Annotated in this window: 22 protein-coding genes; 7 read left to right on the plus strand and 15 right to left on the minus strand. The window is 65.3% G+C overall.

The features are described from left to right. Nucleotides 1–3: 3 nt before the first annotated feature. Together fdhD and NLN62_RS47780 are read left to right on the plus strand one after the other, a co-directional pair. Nucleotides 4–828 (plus strand): formate dehydrogenase accessory sulfurtransferase FdhD, encoded by an 825-nt coding sequence (gene fdhD / locus NLN62_RS47775; RefSeq protein ID WP_254113273.1) that lies wholly within the window; start codon nucleotides 4–6, stop codon nucleotides 826–828. Next, the gene (locus NLN62_RS47780; RefSeq protein ID WP_027521262.1) at nucleotides 818–1,051 is read left to right on the plus strand and encodes a formate dehydrogenase subunit delta; all 234 of its coding nucleotides are present in this window, start codon (nucleotides 818–820) and stop codon (nucleotides 1,049–1,051) included. The genes fdhD and NLN62_RS47780 overlap by 11 nt, the downstream gene beginning before the upstream one ends. On the opposite strand, the gene NLN62_RS47785 is transcribed toward NLN62_RS47780, so the two are convergent. The 13 genes from NLN62_RS47785 to NLN62_RS47845 all read right to left on the minus strand — a co-directional run bounded on the left by NLN62_RS47785 (nucleotide 1,026) and on the right by NLN62_RS47845 (nucleotide 16,950). Beyond that, nucleotides 1,026–3,992 carry a bifunctional [glutamine synthetase] adenylyltransferase/[glutamine synthetase]-adenylyl-L-tyrosine phosphorylase gene (locus NLN62_RS47785; RefSeq protein ID WP_254113274.1) on the minus strand — a complete coding sequence of 989 codons (2,967 nt, stop codon included), beginning with the start codon at nucleotides 3,990–3,992 and terminating at the stop codon, nucleotides 1,026–1,028. The two genes, NLN62_RS47780 and NLN62_RS47785, sit on opposite strands and share 26 nt — an antisense overlap. Further along, nucleotides 3,989–5,449 (minus strand): ATP-binding protein, encoded by a 1,461-nt coding sequence (locus NLN62_RS47790; RefSeq protein WP_027521264.1) that lies wholly within the window; start codon nucleotides 5,447–5,449, stop codon nucleotides 3,989–3,991. Before NLN62_RS47790 ends, NLN62_RS47785 begins: the two co-directional genes overlap by 4 nt. Beyond that, complete coding sequence (locus NLN62_RS47795; protein WP_035661216.1) at nucleotides 5,433–6,113, minus strand: response regulator transcription factor; 681 nt, start codon at nucleotides 6,111–6,113, stop codon at nucleotides 5,433–5,435. The genes NLN62_RS47790 and NLN62_RS47795 overlap by 17 nt, the downstream gene beginning before the upstream one ends. A 273-nt stretch (nucleotides 6,114–6,386) precedes the next feature. Further along, entirely contained in the window at nucleotides 6,387–7,964 is a 1,578-nt protein-coding gene (locus tag NLN62_RS47800; protein WP_027521266.1) for a Do family serine endopeptidase, read from the minus strand. A gap of 240 nt (nucleotides 7,965–8,204) precedes the next feature. Next, nucleotides 8,205–8,684, minus strand: a complete 480-nt coding sequence (locus tag NLN62_RS47805) for a cytochrome c-type biogenesis protein (protein ID WP_254113275.1) — start codon at nucleotides 8,682–8,684, stop codon at nucleotides 8,205–8,207. Between the two features lie 4 nt (nucleotides 8,685–8,688). After that, nucleotides 8,689–10,671, minus strand: coding sequence for a heme lyase CcmF/NrfE family subunit (locus NLN62_RS47810; RefSeq protein ID WP_254113276.1), 1,983 nt, complete (start codon nucleotides 10,669–10,671; stop codon nucleotides 8,689–8,691). Next, nucleotides 10,668–11,177, minus strand: coding sequence for a cytochrome c maturation protein CcmE (gene ccmE / locus NLN62_RS47815; RefSeq protein WP_027521269.1), 510 nt, complete (start codon nucleotides 11,175–11,177; stop codon nucleotides 10,668–10,670). The genes NLN62_RS47810 and ccmE overlap by 4 nt, the downstream gene beginning before the upstream one ends. A gap of 31 nt (nucleotides 11,178–11,208) precedes the next feature. Further along, a complete protein-coding gene (ccmI, locus tag NLN62_RS47820) occupies nucleotides 11,209–12,351 on the minus strand; it encodes a c-type cytochrome biogenesis protein CcmI (RefSeq protein ID WP_254113277.1) in 1,143 nt (380 codons plus the stop codon). A 132-nt stretch (nucleotides 12,352–12,483) separates the two neighbouring features. Then, complete coding sequence (locus NLN62_RS47825; RefSeq protein WP_027521271.1) at nucleotides 12,484–12,753, minus strand: hypothetical protein; 270 nt, start codon at nucleotides 12,751–12,753, stop codon at nucleotides 12,484–12,486. 101 nt (nucleotides 12,754–12,854) lie between these two features. Further along, the gene (locus NLN62_RS47830; RefSeq protein WP_254113278.1) at nucleotides 12,855–14,249 is read right to left on the minus strand and encodes a hypothetical protein; all 1,395 of its coding nucleotides are present in this window, start codon (nucleotides 14,247–14,249) and stop codon (nucleotides 12,855–12,857) included. 159 nt (nucleotides 14,250–14,408) lie between these two features. Beyond that, the gene (locus tag NLN62_RS47835; protein ID WP_254113279.1) at nucleotides 14,409–15,785 is read right to left on the minus strand and encodes a sensor histidine kinase; all 1,377 of its coding nucleotides are present in this window, start codon (nucleotides 15,783–15,785) and stop codon (nucleotides 14,409–14,411) included. A 104-nt stretch (nucleotides 15,786–15,889) separates the two neighbouring features. After that, nucleotides 15,890–16,564: a response regulator transcription factor gene (locus tag NLN62_RS47840; RefSeq protein WP_254113280.1), complete on the minus strand. Its 675-nt coding sequence runs from the start codon at nucleotides 16,562–16,564 to the stop codon at nucleotides 15,890–15,892. A 233-nt stretch (nucleotides 16,565–16,797) separates the two neighbouring features. Then, nucleotides 16,798–16,950, minus strand: coding sequence for a hypothetical protein (locus NLN62_RS47845; RefSeq protein WP_198031695.1), 153 nt, complete (start codon nucleotides 16,948–16,950; stop codon nucleotides 16,798–16,800). A gap of 225 nt (nucleotides 16,951–17,175) precedes the next feature. On the opposite strand from NLN62_RS47845, the gene NLN62_RS47850 reads away from it, so the two are divergent. The 3 genes from NLN62_RS47850 to NLN62_RS47860 all read left to right on the plus strand — a co-directional run bounded on the left by NLN62_RS47850 (nucleotide 17,176) and on the right by NLN62_RS47860 (nucleotide 19,055). Continuing rightward, nucleotides 17,176–18,153: a Ku protein gene (locus tag NLN62_RS47850; protein ID WP_027521276.1), complete on the plus strand. Its 978-nt coding sequence runs from the start codon at nucleotides 17,176–17,178 to the stop codon at nucleotides 18,151–18,153. A gap of 60 nt (nucleotides 18,154–18,213) precedes the next feature. Then, nucleotides 18,214–18,450, plus strand: coding sequence for a hypothetical protein (locus tag NLN62_RS47855; protein WP_027521277.1), 237 nt, complete (start codon nucleotides 18,214–18,216; stop codon nucleotides 18,448–18,450). A 440-nt stretch (nucleotides 18,451–18,890) separates the two neighbouring features. Then, a complete protein-coding gene (locus NLN62_RS47860) occupies nucleotides 18,891–19,055 on the plus strand; it encodes a Flp family type IVb pilin (RefSeq protein WP_027521278.1) in 165 nt (54 codons plus the stop codon). A gap of 82 nt (nucleotides 19,056–19,137) precedes the next feature. Here NLN62_RS47860 and NLN62_RS47865 read toward each other — a convergent pair whose 3' ends face one another. Both NLN62_RS47865 and NLN62_RS47870 read right to left on the minus strand, forming a co-directional pair. Next, nucleotides 19,138–20,331, minus strand: coding sequence for a M20/M25/M40 family metallo-hydrolase (locus NLN62_RS47865; RefSeq protein ID WP_027521279.1), 1,194 nt, complete (start codon nucleotides 20,329–20,331; stop codon nucleotides 19,138–19,140). A 106-nt stretch (nucleotides 20,332–20,437) separates the two neighbouring features. Further along, nucleotides 20,438–21,016 (minus strand): CAP domain-containing protein, encoded by a 579-nt coding sequence (locus NLN62_RS47870; protein WP_027521280.1) that lies wholly within the window; start codon nucleotides 21,014–21,016, stop codon nucleotides 20,438–20,440. A gap of 181 nt (nucleotides 21,017–21,197) precedes the next feature. Here NLN62_RS47870 and NLN62_RS47875 point away from each other — a divergent pair, with 181 nt between their 5' ends. Then, nucleotides 21,198–22,223, plus strand: a complete 1,026-nt coding sequence (locus tag NLN62_RS47875; RefSeq protein WP_254113281.1) for an aldo/keto reductase — start codon at nucleotides 21,198–21,200, stop codon at nucleotides 22,221–22,223. A 163-nt stretch (nucleotides 22,224–22,386) separates the two neighbouring features. Continuing rightward, nucleotides 22,387–24,021: a thiamine pyrophosphate-requiring protein gene (locus NLN62_RS47880; protein WP_254113282.1), complete on the plus strand. Its 1,635-nt coding sequence runs from the start codon at nucleotides 22,387–22,389 to the stop codon at nucleotides 24,019–24,021. Nucleotides 24,022–24,039 lie beyond the last annotated feature (18 nt).

Consider the following 24,039-nt stretch of genomic DNA (forward strand, 5'->3'; position numbering starts at 1 on the left):
CCGATGCACGTGGCGGTTCAGGCGATCGATCGGGAGAGCTGGCGCGACGGGGCGGCATCCGGCGGGACACGGCTGATCCCGGAGGAGACGCCGATCGCGCTGACCTACAATGGCGGCACCTATGCCGTCATGATGGGGACGCCGCAAAATCTCGAGGACTTCGCCGTCGGCTTCAGCCTGAGCGAAGGCATCGTGAAATCCGCCGACGACATCCAGTCGCTCGAGGTGGTTCGCCTCGATGACGGCATCGAGCTCCGGATGTGGCTGGCCTCGGAAGATGCCGGACGCATGAGCGAGCGGCGGCGCCACATCGCTGGGCCGACCGGCTGCGGCATCTGCGGCATCGAGTCGATTGCGGAAGCGGTGCGCCCCGCCGCAGTCGTGCCGCAGGGGCAAACCTTCACGCCAGAGCAGATCATGTCGGCGATGCAGGGCATTGCTCCGCTGCAAGCGATCAACATGCAGACCCGCGCCGTGCATGCCGCCGCATTCTGGTCCCCTGCCCGCGGCCTCGTCGCACTGCGCGAGGATGTCGGCCGCCATAACGCACTCGACAAGCTTGCAGGCGCGCTGGCGCGCAGCCGCACGGACGCGAGCGGCGGCATGGCGCTGCTGACGAGCCGCGTTTCCGTGGAGATGGTGCAGAAGACGGCCGCGATCGGCGCGCCGGTGATGGTGGCGGTCTCCGCGCCCACCGCGCTTGCCGTGCGCACCGCGGAAGCCGCCGGCATCACGCTGATTGCCATCGCCCGGCAGGACGGATTTGAAGTGTTCACGCATGGCAGCCGCATAGCGAGCCTTGCCACGGAGGTTGCCGATGTCGCCTGACCGCTTGATCTACATGGCCAACCAGATCGGCAAATTCTTCCAGAGCCAGGGCCATGACAAGGCCGTGCCGGGCATCGCCGAGCACATCAGGAAGTTCTGGGATCCTCGGATGAAGCGCGCGATCTTCGCGCATCTCGACGCCGGCGGCGCAGGGCTGGAGCCTGATGTCCGCCAGGCCATCGCATCGCTGAAAGAGGCTACTGCCCTTCCAACACCGCCCTGAACACGCGCCGCACCTCGCTCTGCGTCTCCTTCACGCGGGCTTCGAGCGATGAGAAATCCGGCGCGTCGCCTGCGCGCGTCATCACCCCTTGCAGGTCGACGCCGGCCGTCTCCGGCTTGAAGCGGTCGCTGACGCAGAGGCGCAGAATCTGGGTCAGATCGTGGTAGAGCCGCGCTGCCGCGCGCAGGATCTCGGCCTCCGAGTGCGCCAGCACGCCGAGCCTTGCAGCGTTCTCCAGCACCTGCATGGTCGAGACATCGAGAATGTCAGGCTTGTCGTGCGCGTGGACGAGCTGGAGATATTGCGCGATGAAGTCGATATCGACCAGGCCGCCGGCGGCATATTTGAGGTCCCAATAGTCGGTCTCGCCCTTCTCCTGCGCGATCGCGCGGCGCATGTCGGCGACGTCGTTGGCAATAGTGACGGGATCGCGCCGCCGCGTCAGTACCTCGCGGATGACCGTCTCGATCCGCGCGCGAAATTCCGGCGAAGCCGAGACGACGCGGGCGCGCGTCAGCGCCATGTGCTCCCAGGTCCAGGCCTCGTGAGCCTGATAGTCGTCGAAGGAGGCGATGCTGGAAGCCACGGGCCCCGCGCGTCCCGACGGACGCAGCCGCATGTCGATCTCGTAGAGCACGCCGTAATTGGTCCGCGTCGTGAAGGCACTGATCAGACGCTGGGTGAAGCGCGCGAAATAATGCGCGCCCTGGAGCGACTTCGGTCCATCTGAATCTGGATTCTCGCCGTCGAAATTATAGAGCAGGATCAGGTCGAGATCGGAGGACGCCGTCATCTCGCGGCTGCCAAGCCGGCCCATGGCGATAATCGCAGTTTCCTGCCGCTTGATCCGGCCATGCTGGGCGGCGAAGCGATCTGCGACCAGTCCATGCACGGTGTGCACGATGCCCTCCGCGACGTCGGCGAAGGCCGTGCTCGCCTGTTGCGCGGAAACCGTTCCCGAAAGGATGCGCGTGCCGATCAGAAACAGGCTCTCCTGCCCGAACAGGCGTAGCCGGTCGAGGAACTCCTCGTAGGAATCCGCATCGCGCACCGTGGCCGCGAGCCGTGCCGACAGTTCCTGCCTGTCAGGCATGGCGCCGAAGAAGCGCGGATCGATCAGCCCGTCCATCAATTGCGGCTGGCGCGCCAGCATCTCGCCGAGCCGGGGCGCCGCGCCCAGCACCAGCGCCACGAGGGCAACGAGATCGCGGTTCTGGCTGAGCAGCGTGATCAGCCGCCCGCCGCGCTGCAGGGCTTGCAGGAAATGATCGAACGCCGCGACCGCGCGGTCCGGCTCCTCGGCATGGGCAAGCCCGTCGATCAGGGCCGGCACGAACTCGACAAAGGCGCTGCGGGTCGCCTCGTTACGGAACACGCGGTAGTCGCTGGTGATCCAGTCACGCACGGTCTGTGCGACGGCGGCAGGCTTCTTGAAGCCGAGCGTCAACAGCTGCTGCAACAGGCGCGGATCGTCGGGACCCGCACCATAGTCGATCGCCGGCAGCTTGGCCGTACCGGTCGGATCGCCCTCGAACAGTTTTTCGTAGTGACCCTGGACGATGCCGAGCTGACGCAGGAGATCACGCGCAAAGGCCTCACGGCTGGCATAGCCGAAGAACCAGGCCAGGCGCTCCACGGCCTCCTTGTCGTCAGGCAAGGCGTGGGTCTGCTCGTCGGCGATCATCTGGAGACGGTGCTCGACCCGGCGCAGGAATTCGTAAGCTCTGGTCAGCTCGTCGCGCGCCTCGAAGGTGATCCAGTTGCTGGCGGCGAGCACGTCGAGCGCAACGAGCGTCGGCCGCACCCGCAACTCCGGATGACGGCCCCCGGCGATCAACTGCTGGGTCTGGGCAAAGAACTCGATCTCGCGAATGCCGCCACGCCCGACCTTCACGTTATGGCCTTCGACTGCGACCTCACTCTGGCCGCGATAGGTCTGCATCTGCCGCTTCATGTCATGGACATCGGCGAGCGCGGCGAAGTCGAGATGCTTGCGCCAGACGAACGGCGCGATGTCGGCAAGCAGCCCCTCGCCAGCCTTCAGGTCGCCGGCACATGCGCGGGCCTTGATCATGGCCGCACGCTCCCAGGTACGCCCTTCCCGCTCGTAGTAATGCAGCGCGGCGTCGCGCGAGATCGCCACTTGCGTCGACGACGGATCGGGCCGCAGCCGCAGATCGACGCGGAACACGTAGCCGTCATAGGTGCGCTGTTGCAGCAGGCGCGCAAGCCCCTGCGTCACCCGCACGAAGAACGGCTGCGGCTCGATATCGGGCGCAAGCGTCGTCGCGTCGGGATCGAAGAACACGATCAGGTCGATGTCGCTGGAATAGTTCAGCTCACCCGCGCCCATCTTGCCCATCGCCAGCACGATCAGGCCGCAGCCTTCTTCCGGAGCTTCCGGATTGGCCGACAACAGCTTGCCGCGTGCGGCGTCCTGCCGCAGCAGGAACCGGAGCGCCGTCTGGACCGAGGACACCGCGACATCGGTCAATGCCGCCGTCACCCGCATCACCGGCCAAACGCCGCCGATGTCGCAGAGCGCGATCAGCAGCGCGGCCTCCGATTTCATGCGGCGGAGTAGTCGCATCACCTCGGCTTCCTCGGTGGCGGCGAGCACGGCGCGCCTAGCGTCGTCGATCAGCGATGCCAGATGTGCATCGGGATCGCAGCCAAGCAGCCGGATCAATCGCGCCGGATCGCTGCGGATCAGGTCGAACAGATAGGGTGAGAATTCCGCTAGGCCGGCCAGGATCGGACGAACGAAGGGATGATCGAGCAGCGCCGCGATCGCAGCCGCCTGCTGCGGCTCGAGCTCCGCGAGCCAGTCACGAAGACGTTGTTCGGCGGTGGTGGAAGCGGCAACATGCGGGCCTTCCGCGAAGCGTGCGGCCAGATTCCCACCATGCTTGTCCGCGTTTCCCGGCGCGGAGAGATTCATGCCACCTTCTGTGACACATCCGGTATTGGGGGAGCAACCCTGTCGCTGGCCCCAGTGCGCGCGGGCAGGACGAGCGTGGCGATGAGGCCGGGATGAGCATCGCCCAACTTCAGCTCACCGCCATGCAGCGTTGCAACCGCGGCGGCAAGGCTGAGGCCCAGGCCCGAGCCCGGCAGCGTCCGGCTCGCCTCGAGCCGCACAAAACGCTCCACGGCATGCTTGCGATCGCCTTCCGGAATTCCGGGGCCGCGATCGGTGACGCTGAGCAGCACGTGATCGCCTTCGCGCCTTGCCTCGATGAGGATCTGGCGGCTGTCCATGCTGACCACGGTTCCAGCGGACTGCGCGACCGGCTTGCCATATTTGATCGCGTTCTCGACCAGATTGGCGAGCGCCTGACTGATCAGCTCGCGGTTGCCGTGGACCGGCGTCGGCTCGGCCTTCACCTTCAACGTCATGCCGTCGTCCTCGGCCAGCGGCTCGTAGAGCTCGTGGATGCCGCCCGCGACGTCGGAGGCGTCGAAATCGTCCATGTTGCCGCGCGCCTGGCCGGATTCGGCGCGGGCGATCATCAACAGCGCATTGAAGGTGCGGATCAGCCCGTCCGATTCCTCGATGGTCCGTTCCAGTGCCGCGCGATATTCGGCCTCACTGCCCGATTTCGCCAGCGCCTCCTCGGCGCGGTTGCGCAGGCGCGTCAGCGGCGTCTTGAGATCGTGGGCGATGTTGTCGGAAACCTCCTTTAGCCCGGCCATCAGCGCCTCGATGCGCTCCAGCATGGCATTGAGGTTCTCCGCGAGCCGGTCGAGCTCGTCGCCGCTGCGCCCCACCGGCAGGCGCTCGCTGAGATCGCCGGTCATGATGCGATGCGCCGTGCCGCTCATCGCATCGATGCGCGTGAGCACGCGGCGGGCGACGAAGATTCCGCCGCCGAGGCCGAGCACGACGACGATCAGGATCGACCATTGCGCGGCCTTGGCGACGATGCCGAACAGGCGCCGCCGCTCGGCGAGGTCGCGGCCGATCAGAAGGCGGAAGCCGTTTTCCAGTTCGGTGACGCGCACGAGTGCGCGATGGTCGCGATCATCCGCATCCTCAATGCGCCGGTAGGCGGTCTCCGACCAGCCACGCGTCGCCATCACGCCCGGTGCCAGCGAGCCGACATTGCCGGCAATCGCCTGCCCCGTCGGCGTGGTCACGAGGTAGAGGTTGGCGCCCGGACGCAGCGCCCGGTATTCGATCGCAAGGACCAGGCCGCGCATGCCGCGGCGACCGTAGATCTCGTTGATCTCCGAAGTCTCCGCATTCACCGTCTGGGTAATCTCTTCGGTGATCAGCCGCCGCGTATTCCAGGCGAAATAGCCGAGCAGCGATGCGGCAAACACCGCAAACAGAAACAGGTAGACCAGCGTCAGCCGGAACGCCGTGGTGCGGATCAGCTTACCGAATGCCGTCACGGATCATGTACCCCGCGCCGCGGATCGTGTGCAGCAGCGGCCGATCGAAGCCCTTGTCGATCTTGGAGCGCAGCCGCGAGATGTGTACATCGATCACGTTGGTTTGCGGATCGAAATGATAGTCCCAGACATTCTCCAGGAGCATGGTGCGCGTCACCACCTGTCCCGCATGCTTCATCAGATATTCGAGCAGCCGGAACTCGCGCGGCTGGAGCGTCAGCTCGTCCTTGCCGCGGGCGACGCGATGGGAGAGCCGGTCGAGCTCGAGATCGCCGACGCGATAGACCGTGTCCTCGGCGGGACCGCCGCGACGGCGCGACAGCACCTCGACGCGCGCGAGCAGCTCGGCGAACGAATACGGTTTCGGCAGATAGTCATCGCCACCCGCACGCAGGCCCTTGATGCGGTCGTCGACCTGGCCGAGCGCTGAGAGAATCAGCACTGGCGACGAATCGCCCTTTTCGCGCAGGGCGCCGATCAGCGACAGGCCGTCGCGCTTGGGCAGCATGCGGTCGACCACCAGCACGTCGTAGTCGCCGCTCTCGGCCATGGAGAGACCTTCCTCGCCGTCAGAGGCGTGGTCGGCGATGTGACCGACTTCGCGAAACGCCTTGACGAGATAATCGGCGGATTCGCGGTCGTCTTCGATGATGAGGAGGCGCATCGTGCGGTCGGCGGCGGTCAAGGAGGTCAGCCCTTCTGTCAACATGGCGCGGTCGGCAATCGCATGCAAGCGGAGCGGAAGATTCTCGAACCGGGAAAAGAGCGGGCGGTGAAGCTGGGGGACCTCACCGCCCTTAGGCCCTTCCGACAGAGGGGGGCGTATTCCACCGGAAGGTAGGATGGGGAAGCGGAGTTGCTCCGCCCCCCGGAAGGGGGCCCGCGGCGGGGGCGACTAATGCCGACGGCTCCCTTCATCTCAAAAGCCTCCTGATCCTCAGCCCTTGGCGAGGGGGACTGCGACGAAGCGCGACTGGCCGCCGCTCTTCACGCGCATCAGAACGCTGTTCTTGTTGTCGGTGCGCGCCGCGTTGATGGCGTCACGCACGTCGCCGGCGGTGCTCACGCTCTTGCCGGCGACCTCGAGAATCACGTCGCCTTCCTTGAAGCCGCGCTCGGCCGCGGCGCTCTTCGGATCGACCTCGGTGACCACGACGCCGTCCTTGCCGGCGCCGGCCACGCTGTTGGCCGGGGCAACCGTCATGCCGAGCTTCGGCACGTCGGTGCCCTTGCTCGGCGCCTTGCTGTTGTCGTTGTCAGTGTCGGCCTTGGCCTCGACCGTGTTCGGCAACTGGCCGAGGGTGAGGTTCACGACCTTGTCCTGGCCCTTGTGCAGCACGTTGAGCTTCACGGTCGCACCGGGCGCCATGCCGCCGATGGTGCGGGCGAGCTCACGGGCATCCTTGACGGACTCGCCGTTGACCGAGGTGATGACGTCGCCGGACTCGATGCCGGCCTTCGCCGCCGGACCGTTGGCCTGTGGCTCCGCCACCAGCGCGCCTTCGGCCTTCTTCATGCCGAGGCTGTCGGCGATGTCGGAGGTCACGGGCTGGATCTGCACGCCGATCCAGCCGCGGCTGACCGAGCCCTTGTCCTTGAGCTGGGCCACCACGCTCTTCACGGTCGCGGCCGGAATCGAGAACGCGATACCGACGCTGCCGCCGGAGGGCGAGTAGATCGCGGTGTTGACGCCCATCACCTCGCCGTCGGTGTTGAAGGCCGGACCGCCGGAGTTGCCCTTGTTCACGGGCGCGTCGATCTGGATGAAATCGTCATACGGACCGTTGCCGATGTCGCGGCCGCTGGCCGAGACGATGCCGGCAGTCACGGTGCCGCCGAGGCCGAAGGGATTGCCGACCGCGAGCACCCAGTCACCGATCCGCGGCTTGCCGTCGGACAGCTTCGCGAAGGAAAAGTTCGAGCCGCCCTCGACCTTGATCAAGGCGAGGTCGGTGCGCTGGTCGGTGCCGATCACCTTGGCGCTGTAGGTCTTGCCGTCGTCGGTCGTCACCTCGACCTTGTCGGCGCCGTCGACCACGTGGTTGTTGGTCACGGCAAAGCCGTCGGCCGAGATGAAGAAGCCCGAGCCCTGGCCGGTGACGGCACGCCCGCCGCCGCGCGGTCCGCGCATGCCCGGGATCCCGTCCTGCCCGCCGAAGCGGCGGAAGAAGCGCTCCATCGGCGAGCCCGGCTGGAACGGCGAATCATCGCCGTCGTCGTTGCTCGCGGTCTTCTCCTTGATGTTGACCTTCACCGAGATCACCGAGGGCTTCACCCGCTCGACGATGTCGGCAAATCCGATCGGACGTTCGACCTTCTTGACCTCGTTGTTGACCTGCGCATGCGCCGGGCTCGAGAACAGGTCGGACGGCGACGTCGACGGGCTGAAGCCATAGACAGCAACGCCCAGGCCGGCGACCACCGAGGCCATCAGCGCGAGTTTACGGGCAACGAGCAGCGACCGGCGGGGCTGCCGGTACGATGGGAGGGACGAGAGGTCGGGACGTTCGGTCATGCAGGGATCTCCGGGGCCTTGAATTCTTTTTTGACGCTGCTTGGACAGCGCCTTACGGCCCTGAACATGGGGATTGGCGCCTTACAGCGCGCTGGCGGCGGGGTTAAACTTTTGTAATGAAGCCGCAAATGCCTGCGGCAGTTTAACGCAGGCCAAAAATCATGATTTCACAGAGACTTAAGGAAGTTCCGCGAACGGTGCAGATGCTTCCTTGTTGCTCAATTGAGGAGGCGCAACCGGTTAGCCCGATTTCGCTTCGTCCGACATCAATGCGGACAGTCTCGCCTCCTCGTCGGGCGTGAGCGGCGGGGTCACGTCCGCGCTGCCGCGCGCGCGGCGACGCATCTGAAACCAAAGGCCCAAACCGCCCGCGCCCAGCGCGAGCGGCGTGAGCAGCCACAGCAGCAAAGTCTGTCGTTCGAAGCGCGGTTTCAGGAGGACAAACTCGCCATAGCGCGCCACCAGGAAATCGATCACCTGGGAATTGCTGTCGCCTGCCGCGATCCGTTCGCGCACCAGCAGGCGCAGGTCGCGCGCGAGCGGCGCTTCGGAATCGTCGATCGACTGGTTCTGGCAGACCATGCAGCGGAGCTCGCGCGACAATTCGCGCGCCCGCGCCTCTTTCGCCGGGTCGGCCATGATCTCGTCAGGCTGCACGGCATAGGCCGCCGGCAGCCCCAGAAGTGCCAGCGCAAGGATCGCTGTGATCATCCGGCGCATCGGATCACTCCGCCGGCTGCAAGCGCTGCTGCGCGCGCGCCGGTTTTGGTGCGCCAACGCGCAAGCGGCGGTCAGACAGCGACAGCACGCCGCCGAACGCCATGAGCACCGGCCCCCACCAGATCAGCAGCACCAGCGGCTTGTGATAGATGCGCACCGCGATCGCGCCTTCGGCGGTGACATCGCCGAGGGAGATATAGAGCTGGCTCGCGCCGCGGGTGAGAAGCGCAGCTTCGGTGGTCGAGGAACCGCGCGTGGTGAAGCTGCGCTTCGACGGCGTCATCACGCTAAGCGCCTCGCCGTCGCGACTGACGTCGAACCGCGCGATCATCTCGCGGAAGTTCGGGCCCTGCCGCTGGAACAGCCCATCGAGCTTCAGCTCGTAACCGGCGACCTTGGCGACATCGTCCGGCTTCATGGTGCCAATATATTCGCTGTTCCAGGTGGTCTCGCAGACGATGCCGATCAGCGCGATGCCGAGGCCGGCATGCGCAAAGGCCGTGCCCCAGACCGAGCGCGGCAATCCGCGCGCACGCCGCAGCGCCGTTCCGAGCGGCACGCGGAACAGGCCGACGCGTTCGACGAGATCGGTCACCGCGCCGAGGATGACGAACACCGCGAGCGCGATGGCCGGAGGCGCAAGCGCGCTGCCGCCATGCGCCCAGGCCCAGACCAGCGCCAGCGCCAGCAGCGCGAGGATGCCGGCAGCCAGCAGACGCTGTGCGGCACCGAGCAGGTCGCCACGCTTCCACGCCAGCATCGGGCCAAAGGGAACGGCGATCAGCAGCGGTACGAACAGCGGCCCGAAGGTGAGATTGAAGAACGGCGCGCCGACCGAGATCTTTTCGCCGCTCAGAACTTCCAGCCCGAGCGGATAGAGCGTTCCGACCAGCACCGTCGCACAGGCCGTGGTGAGGAAGAGGTTGTTCAGCACCAGCGCGCCCTCGCGCGAGATCGGCGCGAACAGCCCGCCCTGCTTCAGCGACGACACGCGGGCAGCGTAGAGGCTGAGACTGCCGCCGATGAAGACGCAGAGGATCAGCAGGATGAAGACGCCGCGGGTGGGATCGCTGGCGAAGGCGTGAACGGATGTGAGCACGCCCGAACGCACCAGGAAGGTTCCGAGCAGCGACAGCGAGAAGGTCAGGATCGAGAGCAGAACGGTCCAGACCTTGAGCGCGTTGCGCTTCTCCATCACCAGCGCCGAATGCAATAGCGCGGTGCCGGCGAGCCAGGGCATCAGCGAGGCGTTTTCGACCGGATCCCAGAACCACCAGCCGCCCCAGCCGAGTTCGTAATAGGCCCAGTAGGAGCCCATGGCGATGCCGAGCGTCAGGAAGATCCAGGCGACAAGCGTCCACGGCCGTACCCAGCGCGCCCAGGCTGCGTCGATGCGACCTTCGATCAGCGCCGCGATCGCAAACGAGAACGAGATCGAGAAGCCGACATAACCGAGATAGAGCATCGGCGGATGCACGGCGAGGCCGACGTCCTGGAGCACCGGATTGAGGTCGCGTCCCTCGATCGGCGGATCGGCGATGCGCAGGAACGGGTTCGAGGTGATCAGGATGAAGAGATAGAAGGCGCTCGCGACCCAGGCCTGCACGGCGAGCACATGGGCGCGCAGCGACAGCGGCAGGTTGTTGCCGAAGGCGGCGACGAGCCCGCCGAACAGCGCCAGGATCGACACCCAGAGGAGCATCGAGCCTTCATGGTTTCCCCACACGCCGGTGATCTTGTAGATCAGCGGCTTCATCGAGTGAGAATTCTCGTAGACGTTGGCGACGGAGAAATCCGAGGTGACGTGCAAGGTGACGAGCGCGACGAAGGACGCGCCGACGAACAGCAATTGCGCCAGCGCGGTGGAGCGCGCGACGTTCATCAGCGCGGGGTCGCGCAGCCGCGCGCCGATCAGCGGCACGAAGGACTGGATCAGCGCGAGACCAAGCGCCAGCACCAGGGCGTAGTGTCCGGATTCCGCGATCACCGCACCGCTCCCTGCGGATTGCCCTGCGCAGTCGTCGCCGCCGGCTTGACGCCATCAGAAGTTTTGGCGCCGTAATCGTCCTTCCAGTGCCCCTGCTTCTTCAGGGCATCGGCAACGTCCTTGGGCATGTAGGTCTCGTCATGCTTGGCGAGCACCGTATCGGCCTTGAACACGCCGCTCGCGTCAAGCGCGCCTTCGGCGACGACGCCCTGCCCTTCGCGGAACAGATCGGGCAGGATGCCCTTGTAAGCAACCGGCAGCTTGGCGCTGCCGTCGGCGACTTCGAAGGTCACGGCGAGATTGTCGCCGCGCTGCAGCGAGCCCGGCTGCACCAGGCCGCCAAGGCGAAACCGCTTGCCCGGTGCGATGTGCTTCTCCGCGACCATGGTCGGGGTCGAGAAGAACACGATGGAATCGCGCAGCGCGTTCAGCACCAGTGCTGCGGCGAGCGCGAGCACGGCGAGCGATCCGCCGATGATGGTCATACGTCGCTGCTTGCGCGTCATTGCTGGTCTCTTTCCGCCCTTCCTGCGATCGTCATCCGTCGAGCCCGAGATTTTTCAGGCCTTCATTGAGCTGGCGCAGCCGTTCGGCGTCGTTGGCCACCGCCTCGCGGGCATCGCTGAGCGCGCCCCTCGCCTTGTCGCGCTCGCCCATCACGACGTAGGCGCGCACCAGGCGCAGCCAGCCGTCGACGTCATCGCCGTTCTGCTTGAGCCGGTTGGCGAGCCGCTCGACCATGCCGCGGATCATCGCGCCGCGGTCGCCTTCGCTCATGTCCTTGGCCGCTGCGATCGTGTCGTCCGAAAGCGCCGGCGCTGCGCTGCCGCCGCCGACTCGCGCCAGCGAGGATTGCACGAGCGCACGCCACGGCGCGTCCGGCGGCGCTTTCGCAAGCACCCCGCGCCAGATCGCGGCCGCGTCATCCTTGCGGCCGTCCTGCTCGGCGGCGAGACCGAGAAAATAGTTCGCCTTCGGCTCCTCTGCATTGAGCGCATGCGCGCGCTCGAACTCCGCCTTGGCTTCGGCCGTCACGACGCCGCCGGCCGCAGCCAAAAGCGCCTCGCCGAGATCGGATCTTCGCTCCGCGCTTTCGCCGTTATAGTTGAGCGAATTGCGATAGGCGCGCACCGCTTCATCATAGCGGCCGAGCCGCTCCAAAACCGGCGCCAGCACGTTCCATCCGCGACCATCGGTCGGATTCTTCTCGAGGTGCTGCTCGACCTGCGCCACCATGGTCTCGAGCGACTGCTGCATGCCTGGGGCACGATCGCGCTGCGCCAGCGGAAAGTCGTGCAGCCTCGGCGAGCCGAGCGGGACGTAGACGAGGATCGCGACCAGCGGCAGGCCGACCAGCGCCAGCACGGCCGCCGCGCGGCGCCATTTCAAGCTCGACGTGTTCAGGCTCGACTTGCCGTCCGGCGCAGGCTCGCTGCCGTCCGGCGCGGACTCGCTGCCGGCCGCAGCCAGCAACCGGCGCCCGATCTCGATCCGCGCAGCCTCCGCTTCCGGCGCCGCGATCAAGCCTGCGGCAAGATCACGCTCGATCTCGGCAAGCTGATCCTTGTAGACGGCGACCTCGCTGCCTCCGCTCTGCCCGCGGCCGGCACGGCCGAGCGGCCAGAGCACAGCGAAAATCGCCGCGACCGTCATCAGCGCGAACACGAACCATAGCGTCATCGGGCAAGCTTCCGGCAGCGCGTCGTCCCGCGCCTCTCAGGTGGCTTTACACCACGCTCAAGCGGGGCGGCAATTGACAATTGTCAATTTGGTGCAACCGAAGTGGGGTCGAAACCGAGACAATCCAACGGCTTAGGCGACCTCGAAATCCGCGCTCTGCGCCGCGTCCTCGCCGTGCCCGTTCAGCGCCTTCAGGAAATAGGTTCCCGGCCCGACCGTTTCCGGCAGCCTGATCCGCAATGCGCCGACGGGAACGGGAGAGGCAATTGTTGTGACCGGATCCGGCAATTGCCGGCCACTCGCCTTCTCGACCAGCACTATCTTCGCCCTGACCATCATTCTGCGATAGGTCGCCGAAATCACGCGGTTCTCGATTTCCACGAAGCTGATGACGGGTTTCATGCGCCTACAAACAGAAATTCCGACGAGTTGCGCGCCGACCGTACGGTCCGTCGCCGGCTACGTCAACCACAAATTGTAGCTAGGCTCTGATACGCCCAGACTTACCCGGCGCGCTGGGATTTGCGCTCGCCAGTCAGCGCGCTTTCGGCCGCCCGGCTCATCAACGAGGCGTAGTCGTCGCCGAACAGCACTTCGCAGAAACGGATGGCAGCGGCCATCTGCTGCTGACGATAGGCCCGGACCTTGTGGTCGGCGGCGCGCAGTGACTGCACCAGGGACTCCGTCGACCGCTCCACATATTGCTGGAGGTCCGAATAGGTGCGCAGCGTCACCTCGTTGATCGCGAGCTCACTGGCATAGTTGCGGCAGGTCGCGACGAAGTCGATCAGCGCGGCGGTTTCCTCGACCTCGGTGCTGTCGACGCGGGCGCCCGGCGGAATGTCCTTTTCCGCGCGCTGGCGCAGGATGCGGCGCGCACGGCCCGGCACGCTATCGATCTCCGATTGCAGGGCGTTGGAGATATCGGCACGGATCGAGGTAAGCTGCTTGCCCCAGGCGGAATCGTTGCGCAGATCGAGTTCGGTGCGCAATCCGCGCACGCCGTCATGCAGCGCCTTGAGGTTCTCGGCGATGTTGTCGAAGCGGCCGCGCTTGATGTCCAGCCGCAGCATGGCGGCCAGACAGGACAGGTCATGCAGGGCCATCGTGACCGCCACGCCGAACGGCGTCGCGGCGACGCGGATCTCGTCCTCAGAGGCCGCCATCTTGATGGCGAGGCGGATGACCTGCCAGGGCGCCGTCAGCCGCTGGATCACCATCGACAGCGCAAACGGCAGCATCTGTGGCGTCTGGAGGACGGGAACGTTGAGCGCGGCCATCACCGCCGCGATCTGGGAATCGCCGAAGGCACGCAGGAAGCGCGGCAGCTTCTCATTGAGGTTCGCGATGGCCTCGCGAACCCCGAGCACGGCACCGACCGAGTAGAGGTCCTCGATGACGTTGGGCGGGCCAACGCGGGCAAGCACGCGCGACTTGTCGCCGCCGCCAGGCCCCGTCAGCTGAAAGATCGCATCGGCCGCGACTGCCTGGATCTTCACGGCCAGAGCCTCTCCGCTGTCGCCGGCAGGCAGCCGGGAAAGCGCGGCGTCGATCTCACCCACCTTGGCAGAGGCATCGTCGCGACCGAGCCACTGCCAGATCGGGAGCAGCGAGGAGCGGCGGATCTGTCCGAGACGGATCGGTATGCCGGCCTCGACGAGGAACGGTTCAAGCGGCTGGTAGAGCAGCCGCGACAGATCCTCCGTGCGCGGCGCGGCGTCTTCGTCGACCTCGCCCTTGCGCACGATCTTGCGCAGCTGCTCGAGCACGAGGGTGGCAACGGCCGTGTCCTGGCCGCGCTCCAGCGCGCGCTCGAACTCCCGCATCAGCAGCGCCTGCGACTGCGGCGGGAGCTGCGCGAGATAATCTCTCAGCCGCTCGATCGATGTCTGGCTCATGCGCCCGGTATGCACGGTGGTGTGGCGGACGAGGGATGCGTCCGGGCGCGATCATAGGAGGTGGCGCGTTAAGAAGGCGTTTAGGAAGTTGCCCAGCGGTGTTGCGTTTTGTGTCGAACCCACCTTTCCGAAACGGAAAAAGGCGCGCGGGAACAAGGACTAAATGCCGGGCAGCACAAGCTCCGCCCGCAAGCCCCCGATTGGCGCGCTGCCGAGGGTCAGACGGCCGCCGTAGAGCGCGGCGAGGTCGACGACGATCGATAACCCAAGACCCGATCCCGGCTTGGACTCGTCGAGCCGCTGCCCCCTGCGCGAGACCTGCGCCCGTTCGGCCTCAGACAGGCCACGGCCATCGTCATCGACGATGATCCGCAGGCGTGGCCCGGTATCGGCCTTGCCGGGCACGTCCACCAGCACCTCGATGAAGACGCGCGAGGCCGCCCATTTGCAGGCATTGTCGACGAGATTGCCGACCATCTCCTCCAGATCCTGCCGCTCACCGCGAAATTTCGCGGCGGGATCCGCCTTGGCTTCGACGACGATGCCGCGATCGCGATGGATCTTCTCCATGGTCCGGCGCAGCGCCTCGATGGCGGGCGCCACCTCCGTCACAGTCCCGACGATCGAGACCCTGGCCGCGATGCGGGCGCGCTCCAGATGATGGGCGAGCTGGTCGCGCATGATGTCGGCCTGCTCCATGACCTTCTCCGCGAACGGATCGGCAGCATGGGTGGTGGCCTCGTTGACGATCACCGAGAGCGGCGTCTTGATCGCGTGCGCGAGATTGCCGACATGGGTGCGCGCGCGCTCGACGATCTCGCGATTGGCCTCGATCAGCGCATTGGTCTCGCGCGCGAGCGGCGCGATCTCGACGGGGAATTCACCTTCCAGCCGCTCGGCACGCCCGGACCGGATGTCGGCGATTGCCTCGGAGATGCGCTTGAGGGGCGCAAGGCCGAAGCGAACCTGGAAGACCGTGGTGAGCAGGAGCACGATTCCGAGCGCCGTGAACGTGCCGCCGAGGTAATAGTCGAAGCTACGCGTCTCGTCGAAAATCTCGGTGGCATCGCCCGCGACGCTGACCAGGAACTTGCCGTCGGCGCCGAGATCGACGGGCCGCTCCACCATCCGCAAGGTCTGACCTTCCGGCCCATCGACATAGCCGAGCCGGATGCCGGCCGCGGTCAGCTCGACGCCCTGCTCCTCCAGCTTCGGCAGCTTCTTGTCCCACAGCGAGCGCGACGAGCGCACCTCCGGCTTTTCGGTGTCGGTGCGCGTGATCTGCCAGTACCAGCCCGACAGCGGCAGCTCGAACAGCGGCTCGCCGAGCGACTGGAATTGACGGTCCGGCGGCTCGTCGGGCGTGGCCACCTCGGCGATCAGCGTGCGCAGGTAGAGATTGAGCCGGCGGTCGAAGGCGCGCTCGGTGGCGTTCTTGTACACCGATGACAGCACGACGCCGGTGATGGCCAGGATCACCACCAGCCACGCCGTCGCCGACAGGAACAGGCGGTTGGCAAGCGAGCTAGCGCGCATTGGATGGATCCCAGCAGGCGCAGGACGGCAGGTGGTCGGAGACGGTCATAGGCGACCAAGACCCCGGTCGCGCCGCCCGGTCAAGTACCAGATCAAGTGCGAGATCAGGTACCGGGTGCGGCCGGCGGGGTCAGGAGATAGCCGAGGCCACGGACGGTCTGGATGATATCGACGTCCAGCTTCTTGCGGATGCGGCCGACGAAAACCTCGATGGTGTTGGAGTCGCGGTCGAAATCCTGGTCGTAGAGATGCTCGACGAGCTCGGTGCGGGAGACCACGCGGCCGGCATGGTGCATCAGATATTGCAGCAGCCGGTACTCGTGCGAGGTCATTTTTACGGGGTTGCCGGAGACGGTCACCTTGTTGGTTCGGGTGTCCAGCGTGACCGGTCCGCAGGTCAACTCGCTCTGGGCGTGACCGGCCGATCGCCGCAGCAATGCACGGATACGCGCCAGCACCTCCTCGAGATGGAAGGGCTTTGCGACGTAGTCGTCGGCGCCGGCATCAAAGCCCTGGACCTTGTCGCTCCAGCGGTCGCGCGCGGTGAGGATCAGGACCGGCATGGAGCGGCCGTTGCGCCGCCAGGCCTCCAGCACCGAGATGCCGTCCTTCTTGGGCAGGCCGATATCGAGCACGACGGCGTCGTAGGGCTCGTTGTCGCCGAGATAGTGCCCCTCCTCCCCGTCGAAGGCGCGATCGACGACGTAGCCGGCGTCGGACAGCGCCTTGGTGAGCTGGCGATTGAGATCGGGGTCATCCTCAACAACAAGCAGGCGCACGCTTCTCTCCAGGAATAGTCCGAAAGGATGGACTGCGGAATCTACTGCCAAGATGATCAATCCCGGCGTGAACTGAATATGAACGCCGGGAACCGGCAAATGTTACTTTTTCGTCATGAAGCCGACACGACGGCGCCCGCCATGCGGCCGGGCAAGCCGGCCGCATGGCGGGCGCAATTTGCCGCTTTCTGCGGCGAGTCGGAAGCGCTGATCGCGCGTCCCGCGCGGCGCGCTCAGGTCCGGAAGAACACGAACCAGACGACGCCGAGGATCAGGATCGCAAGTCCGGTAGAGACGGTAAGCAACGCTGCGACCGACGGACCGGGCTCGCCCTGGCGCGCTTCGGTCGATGTCTCGATGATCTGATCGTCGCGTCTCGTAGCCATGGTAACCCTCAATTGCCGGGGTATCGCGTCCAAATGCCGCGACCTCCTCGCGGCCTCTTTCGTGATGTGCGGGGCAACGTCTGATCGCGAACGATGTTCCGGGCCGGGCTCGGCCAGAGGATCAGCGATTAACGCCGTTGCAAGATTCCATCCTGGGGCTTGCTATGATTCGCGGTTCCCGGGTGTTATCCTTGTCAGTTGTCCCTGTTGCGTTTGGAGTAGCCCATGGCCCCCCGTGCCAATTGGAAGGGTTTTCTGCGCCTCTCGCTCGTGACCTGCCCGGTCGCGCTCTATCCGGCCACTTCGGATACAGAGAAGGTCTCCTTCAACCAGATCAACCGGAAGACCGGCCACCGGATCAAGTACCTCAAGGTCGACGCCGAGACCGGCGACGAGGTCACCTCCGACGACATCGTCAAGGGCTACAAGGTCGATACCGATACCTACATCGAGGTCACCAAGGACGAACTCGACGACATCGCGCTGGAATCGACCCACACGATCGAGATCGATGAATTCGTGCCCAAGACCGACATCGACAACCGCTACCTGATCCGTCCCTATTATCTCGTGCCGGACGGCAAGGTCGGCCATGATGCCTATGCGGTGATCCGCGAGACCATCCGCAGCATGAACAAGGTCGCAATCGGTCGCGTGGTGCTGACCAATCGCGAGCACATCATCGCGCTCGAACCGCTCGACAGCGGCCTGATGGGCACGCTGCTGCGCTACCCCTACGAGGTGCGCAGCGAGACCGAGTATTTCGACGACATCCAGGACGTGAAGCTCACCAAGGACATGCTCGACCTCGCCAAGCACATCGTCGAGAAGAAGTCCGGCGCGTTCGAGCCCGAGCTGTTCGAGGATCACTACGAGACCGCGCTGATCGACCTGATCAACAAGAAGCGCAGCGGTGTTCCGCTCGCCGCCAAGGTCGCGCCGAAGACGGGCGGCAACGTCATCAACCTGATGGACGCGCTCAAGAAGAGCCTGGCGACCGAGAAGGAAGCCGCCCCCGCCGCCAAGGCCAACGGCAAGGCCAAGAAGCCGAAGAAGCGCGTCGAGGGTCAGCGCGAAATGCTGCTGCCGATCGCCGGCAAGGGCGGCAAGACCGCCGCCGCCAAGGAAGCGACGCCCAAGAAGGCCGACAAGCAGGCCGACAAGCCGGTGCGTGCGCCGGCGCGCGGCAGGAAGGCCGGATAGCGACACCACCTCCGGGCGACGCTGCAGTGATGTCCCTTCCCGCGTATCGCCCGGCCTGACATGCCCTGGTCGACGTCGTTCGACGAACCGATCCCCTTGTCCAACCGGCGCAAACTGCTCACGCTGCAAGAGGCGGCCGACTACATCATGCAACTGCCAGAGGACTCGCAGCACGAAGCCCACTGGCAGACCGCCATCGAGACCCTCATCAACGCGGCCGAGACCGGTGGCGGCTGGATGATGTTCGCCCGTATCGCCATGTTGCGGGCGCTGAACGCGGACGGCCACCGCGGATGAGCCCGCTCGCTTGCCGGCCCGTTGACGAACAGGCTCAATAAGCCGTTAAGCGGCGCCGTCGTTTTTCGCTACGACCTCGCGGCCTCACCGTCGCACGGGGTATTCCTACGGAAGAGAAAATTAATCGTCGATTGCCGCTCTGCGCAGCATGCTCGTGACACGCGACGACGCCTTGAGATGCGCGACGATACAACACAGCGCCTTCTCGTTTCCTTTACCATGCTCAGTCCCTGCGATGCAGCAACTTCTGCCAGCGTGGCACCGATTCAAATCCTCCTGAATTGGGTGAGGAAACCTTAATTTAATGGATGCCATCATATCAGGCAGCACGCGAGGTCGACCGAACCTGTTGTTTTGACGCGCACGAAAAACTTAATCGACCGATTTACCAGTTCGAAAACGACGTCCGCATAGATTAGACGGATCAATAGGAGTCGACGATGGCTTTGCTCAGGTCTTTCCTTGCCGATGAAAGTGGTGCCACCGCTATCGAGTACGGTCTGATCGCCGCCGGTATTGCGCTCGCAATCGTTACGGTTGTGAACAACACGGGCTCCGCGCTGCTCAACAACAAGTTCAACTCCATCAGCTCGGCGATGAAGTAACGGCAACAGCCGACCTGACGCGAACTCCCGACTTCCATTGATTGCAGGACGACGTCCGGCTCGACGCGAACCGTGACGCACCTCACCGCATCGTCGCGAGCTGCAACGCGAGCGCGCAGGCGCGGTCGTATTCGTCGAGATTGATCCATTCGTCGACCGTGTGCGCCTCGTTCTGGCCCGCGCCGAAGGTCACGGTCGGGATGCCATGGCGGACCATCCAGTTCGCGTCCAGGCCGCCATTGGCGGCGCGGACGGCCGGCGTCCCTCCAACCGCGGACACGGCTTCGATCGCACGTTTGACGACGGGTAGGCTCTCCTTCATGCGGAACGGATAATAATCGGTCTCGGCCTTGAATTTGACGCGGCCGGATTTGCCCTGCGCGTTCGTGACACGCTTTGCCGCCTTCTCGAACGCCGCCTTGTAGGCCTTGGTGATCTCCTTGAAAAACTTTCCATCATGGCTGCGGCTTTCGCCGCGCACGTGCACGTAGTCGGTGACGACGTTGGTCGCATCGCCCGCGGGGCGGCCCTCGCCGCCAGTGACGGGGCCGACATTGCTCGTGCCGTGCCGCTTGCCCTTCACCACCTTGCCGAACCAGCCGCCGGCCTTCACCTCGGCAAGCGCAAGCGCAAGGATCATGGTCGAAGAGATCCCGCGCTCCGGCGCGACGCCGGCATGCGAGGCGCGGCCGAAAATCTCGACATTCCAGCGATCCGCACCGACGGCGCCGATGGTGACGTTGGAGGCAGAGCCGCCGTCATAGTTGAAGGCCATGACCGGCGAGCCGAGCTCCTCCGTCTTGACGTGGCGCGCGCCATAGAGCCCGCTCTCCTCCCGCACGCAGAACAAGAGCGTGATCGGCGGATGATCAAGCTGCTGCTTCGCAAGCTCCGCCGCCAGCGTGACGAGAACGCCGCAGCCGCAGCGGTTGTCGCCGCCTAGCGCGGTCTTCGCCGTGTTGACGATCTTGCGCCCCGACCGCTTCGGCTTCGCGCCGGCACACAGCGGCACGGTGTCCATGTGGGTCATGAACATGATCCGCGGCTGGTTGTGCATCGCACCGCGGCCGGGCAGATCAACGATGAGATTACCGGTCTCCGTCGGCACCGGAATGCGCGTGTTGGCCTCGTCGAGACGGATCGCCCCTGCCGGCACGCCGCTGTCTCGCAGCGCCGCCGTAAGCTCGCGCCCGATCGCCGCCTCCTTTCCAGTCACGCCCTCGACGGCGAGAAAGCGCATGAGGCGGTCGGTGGCGGCCTGGGTGTCGACGGACATGAATGATTCCCTTGATGGACGGTGCCTGCAAGCATCCTTCGCAGCGGCCGCTTTCGCAAGGCTCCTCGCCGCAGTTCGCCCGGCGATTCCGACACCGCCCTCCGCCTCAAATGCAGAGGCTGAGCAGCTTGACGTGGCAGTCCTTGGATTTCGGTCCACTTGGGGGCGCAGCCTCACGTTTCACGGCGACGACGGGCTCCTTGTCCTTCTTGCCCTTCCCCGGCTTCGGCTCGTAATCGCCCGCGATCACCATGGCCCAGTAGGTTCGCTTGCCGCTGGCATTCCTGGCACTCGCGATCCCGACGCGGGAGGCATTGTGCAACAGGAGGTTCTTGCGGTGTCCGGAGGAGTCGATCCACTGTCCCAGCGTCTTCTCGAAATTGTCGTAACCATAGGCGATGTTCTCGGCAGCGCGCCCCGCATGCGCCGGCGCGACCCGCCTGGTGAACGAGCCGAGGACTTCGTGGCTGAGATCATCCTTGGCCGCCATGGCACGCGCCTGCTCCAGCGCAATGCGATCCAGCGTTGCATCGCGCACAACGCGGGCCTCGCCGTGCTTGAGGCGGAAGCCGGAGATCAGCTCGGCCGGCGACTCGGCGGCGATAACCGGCGCGGCTGCCAGCAGCACAAGGCCGGCCATGATTCCGCTGACCATACGACGTGTCGTCGTCCCCCAGGCGCCCATCGGTCTCCAAGCCCGCGCGATAATCCGCCGTTTCTCCACCGGCAATGTGGACGCTTCAAGGCGCGCCAAGCATCGCCTCCATGTGAGCGTGTAATGGCACGAGGCCCATACTTGCGCTAGCATCCGGGGAAAAGGCCGCACCGCGATAGTTGCGGCCGCTAAACGGTCGAGGAGCATCGTGATGGAATACCGACGCTTGGGTTTGTCAGGGCTGACCGTGCCGGCGCTCAGTCTTGGGACGGGCACCTTCGGCGGGGTTGGCCGCCTCGCTGCGTGGGGCACGACCGATGCGACCGAGGCACGGCGCCTTCTGGATATCTGCCTTGATGCCGGCGTGTCGATGTTCGACAGCGCCGACGTCTATTCGCTTGGCGAATCCGAGCGCGTGCTCGGCGAGGCCATCAAAGGTCGTCGCGACAAGGTTTTGATCTCGACCAAGGCAACGTTCCGGTTCGGCGATGGGCCCAATGACATCGGCTCATCGCGGCAGCATCTGCTCGCAGCGATCGACGGGTCGCTCAAGCGACTTGGCACCGACTATATCGACCTGTTCCAGCTCCATGGCTTCGACGCCTTTACGCCGCCCGAAGAGGTGCTTGCGACACTCGATGTGCTCGTGCGCGCAGGCAAGATCCGCTACGTCGGCGTCTCGAACTTCTCGGGCTGGCATCTGATGAAGTCCCTCGCCGTCGCCGACAAATACGGCTATCCGCGCTACGTCGCCAATCAAACCTATTATTCGCTGATCGGGCGCGACTACGAATGGGAGCTGATGCCGCTCGGCCTGGATCAAGGGGTCGGCGCCGTCGTCTGGTCGCCCCTCGGCTGGGGGCGTCTCACCGGAAAGATACGCCGGGGTCAGCCGAAGCCCGAGGTCAGCCGCTTGCCCAAGACCGCCGACTTCGGGCCGCCTGTGCCTGATGAGCACGTCTATCGTGTCGTGGACGCCATCGACGAGGTTGCCAGGGAAACCGGGAAAAGCGTGTCGCAAATTGCGTTGAACTGGCTGCTCCAGCGTCCGACGGTTTCGACCTTGATCATTGGCGCGCGCAACGAGGCGCAATTGCGCGAAAATCTCGGCGCGGTCGGCTGGTCATTGACCAGGGATCAGATCGAGCGGCTGGACGCAGCCAGCAAGGTGACGCTGCCCTATCCTTACTGGCACCAGCGGACGACCTTCACTGACCGCAATCCGCCGCCTGTCTGAAGCGGGTGAAATCGAGCGCCGGTGGATAGCGGCCGAGCGCGGCCGCCCTGCATGGCAGACCTACGGCTGCGCGCGAGTGCGCGCGCTTTACGCTTCCGCGAATTCCTGATCCTCTACCCGACAAACCGGCCGGATCAACCGGCCTGCCGATGGGAGAGACGCCATGAAGCTCGGCACTGCGATCGCGGAAATCATGAAGCGCGAGGGGATCGAGATCCTCTGCGGCTATCCCGTCAATCATCTGATCGAGCACGCGGCGAAGGCCGAGATCCGCCCCGTGATGGTGCGGCAGGAGCGTGTCGGGATCCACATGGCGGATGCGATCTCGCGCGTCACGTCGGGGCGCAGCATCGGCGCCTTCTGCATGCAGCATGGTCCAGGCGCGGAGAACGCCATGGGCGGCGTCGCGCAGTGCTTTGGCGAGTCGGTACCCGTGCTGGTGCTGCCGATGGGCTATCAGCGCAGGCTCTCGCACATCGAGCCAAACTTCAACTCCAGCGAGGTGATGAAGGCGTTCGCCAAATCCTCCGAGCCGATTATCCTCGCCGCCGAAGTCTCCAACATCTTCCGCCGCGCCTTCACCAGGCTCAAGAATGGCCGCGGCGGTCCCGTCATCGTCGAGATCCCCTCGGACATGTGGAATGAGGAGGTGCCGGAACCCCTCAACTACGCGCCAGTGCTGCGCACCCGCTACGGCGCCGACCCCGTTCATGTGAAGGAGGCCGCGGCGCTTCTGATCAACGCCAAGCGTCCCGTGATCTATGCCGGCCAGGGCGTGCACTACGCACAAGCGTGGCCACAACTGAAGCGGCTCGCCGAGCGTCTCGCGATCCCCGTCACCACCAGCCTTGGCGGCAAATCGTCGTTTCCGGAAACGCATCCGCTCTCGCTCGGCTCAGGCGGGCTCGCGGTGCCGCGCGCGGTTCCCAAGTTACTAGCCGAAGCCGACGTGATCTTCGGCATCGGCTGCTCCTTCACCGAGACCAGTTTTGGTATCGCGATGCCCAAGGGCAAGACCATTATTCATTCGACGCTCGATCCGAACCATCTCAACAAGGATGTCGAGGCAAAGGTTGGCCTCGTCGGCGATGCCGGCCTCGTGCTCGATGCGCTGATCGAGGAGATCGGCAGGACGGTGGTGTCAGACCGCGATGCGTCCGCGGTCGCGGCCGAGATCGCGGCGTCCCACAAGGAATGGCTCGCAAAGTGGATGCCGAAACTGACCAGCAACGACGCGCCGCTCAATCCCTATCGCGTGCTCTGGGATCTCCAGCACACCATCGACATCCACAACACCATCATCACCCATGACGCCGGCAGCCCGCGCGACCAGCTCTCGCCGTTCTGGAAGGCAGTCGAGCCCCTCTCCTATCTCGGCTGGGGCAAGACCACCCAGCTCGGCTATGGCCTTGGGCTCGCGATGGGTGCAAAGCTCGCAAAACCCGACAAGCTCTGCATCAACGTCTGGGGCGATGCGGCGATCGGCTTTACCGGCATGGATTTCGAGACCGCGGTGCGCGAGCGGATTCCGATCCTGTCGATCCTGCTCAACAACTTCTCGATGGCGATCGAATTGAAGGTGATGCCGATCTCGACCGAAAAATACCGCTCGACCGATATCTCCGGCGACTACGCCGCGATGGCGCGCGCCTTTGGTGGTTACGGCGAACGGGTGACGAAACCCGAGGACATTGTGCCTGCGATCAGGCGCGGCATACAGAAGACAAAGGACGGGGTGCCGACCTTGCTGGAGTTCATCACCAGCAAGGAGACCGAAGTGGCGCGGCCGGGCACCTGAGCGACGCCAGCGGGGACA

Source organism: Bradyrhizobium sp. CCGUVB23 (assembly GCF_024199885.1).
Classification (GTDB): domain Bacteria; phylum Pseudomonadota; class Alphaproteobacteria; order Rhizobiales; family Xanthobacteraceae; genus Bradyrhizobium.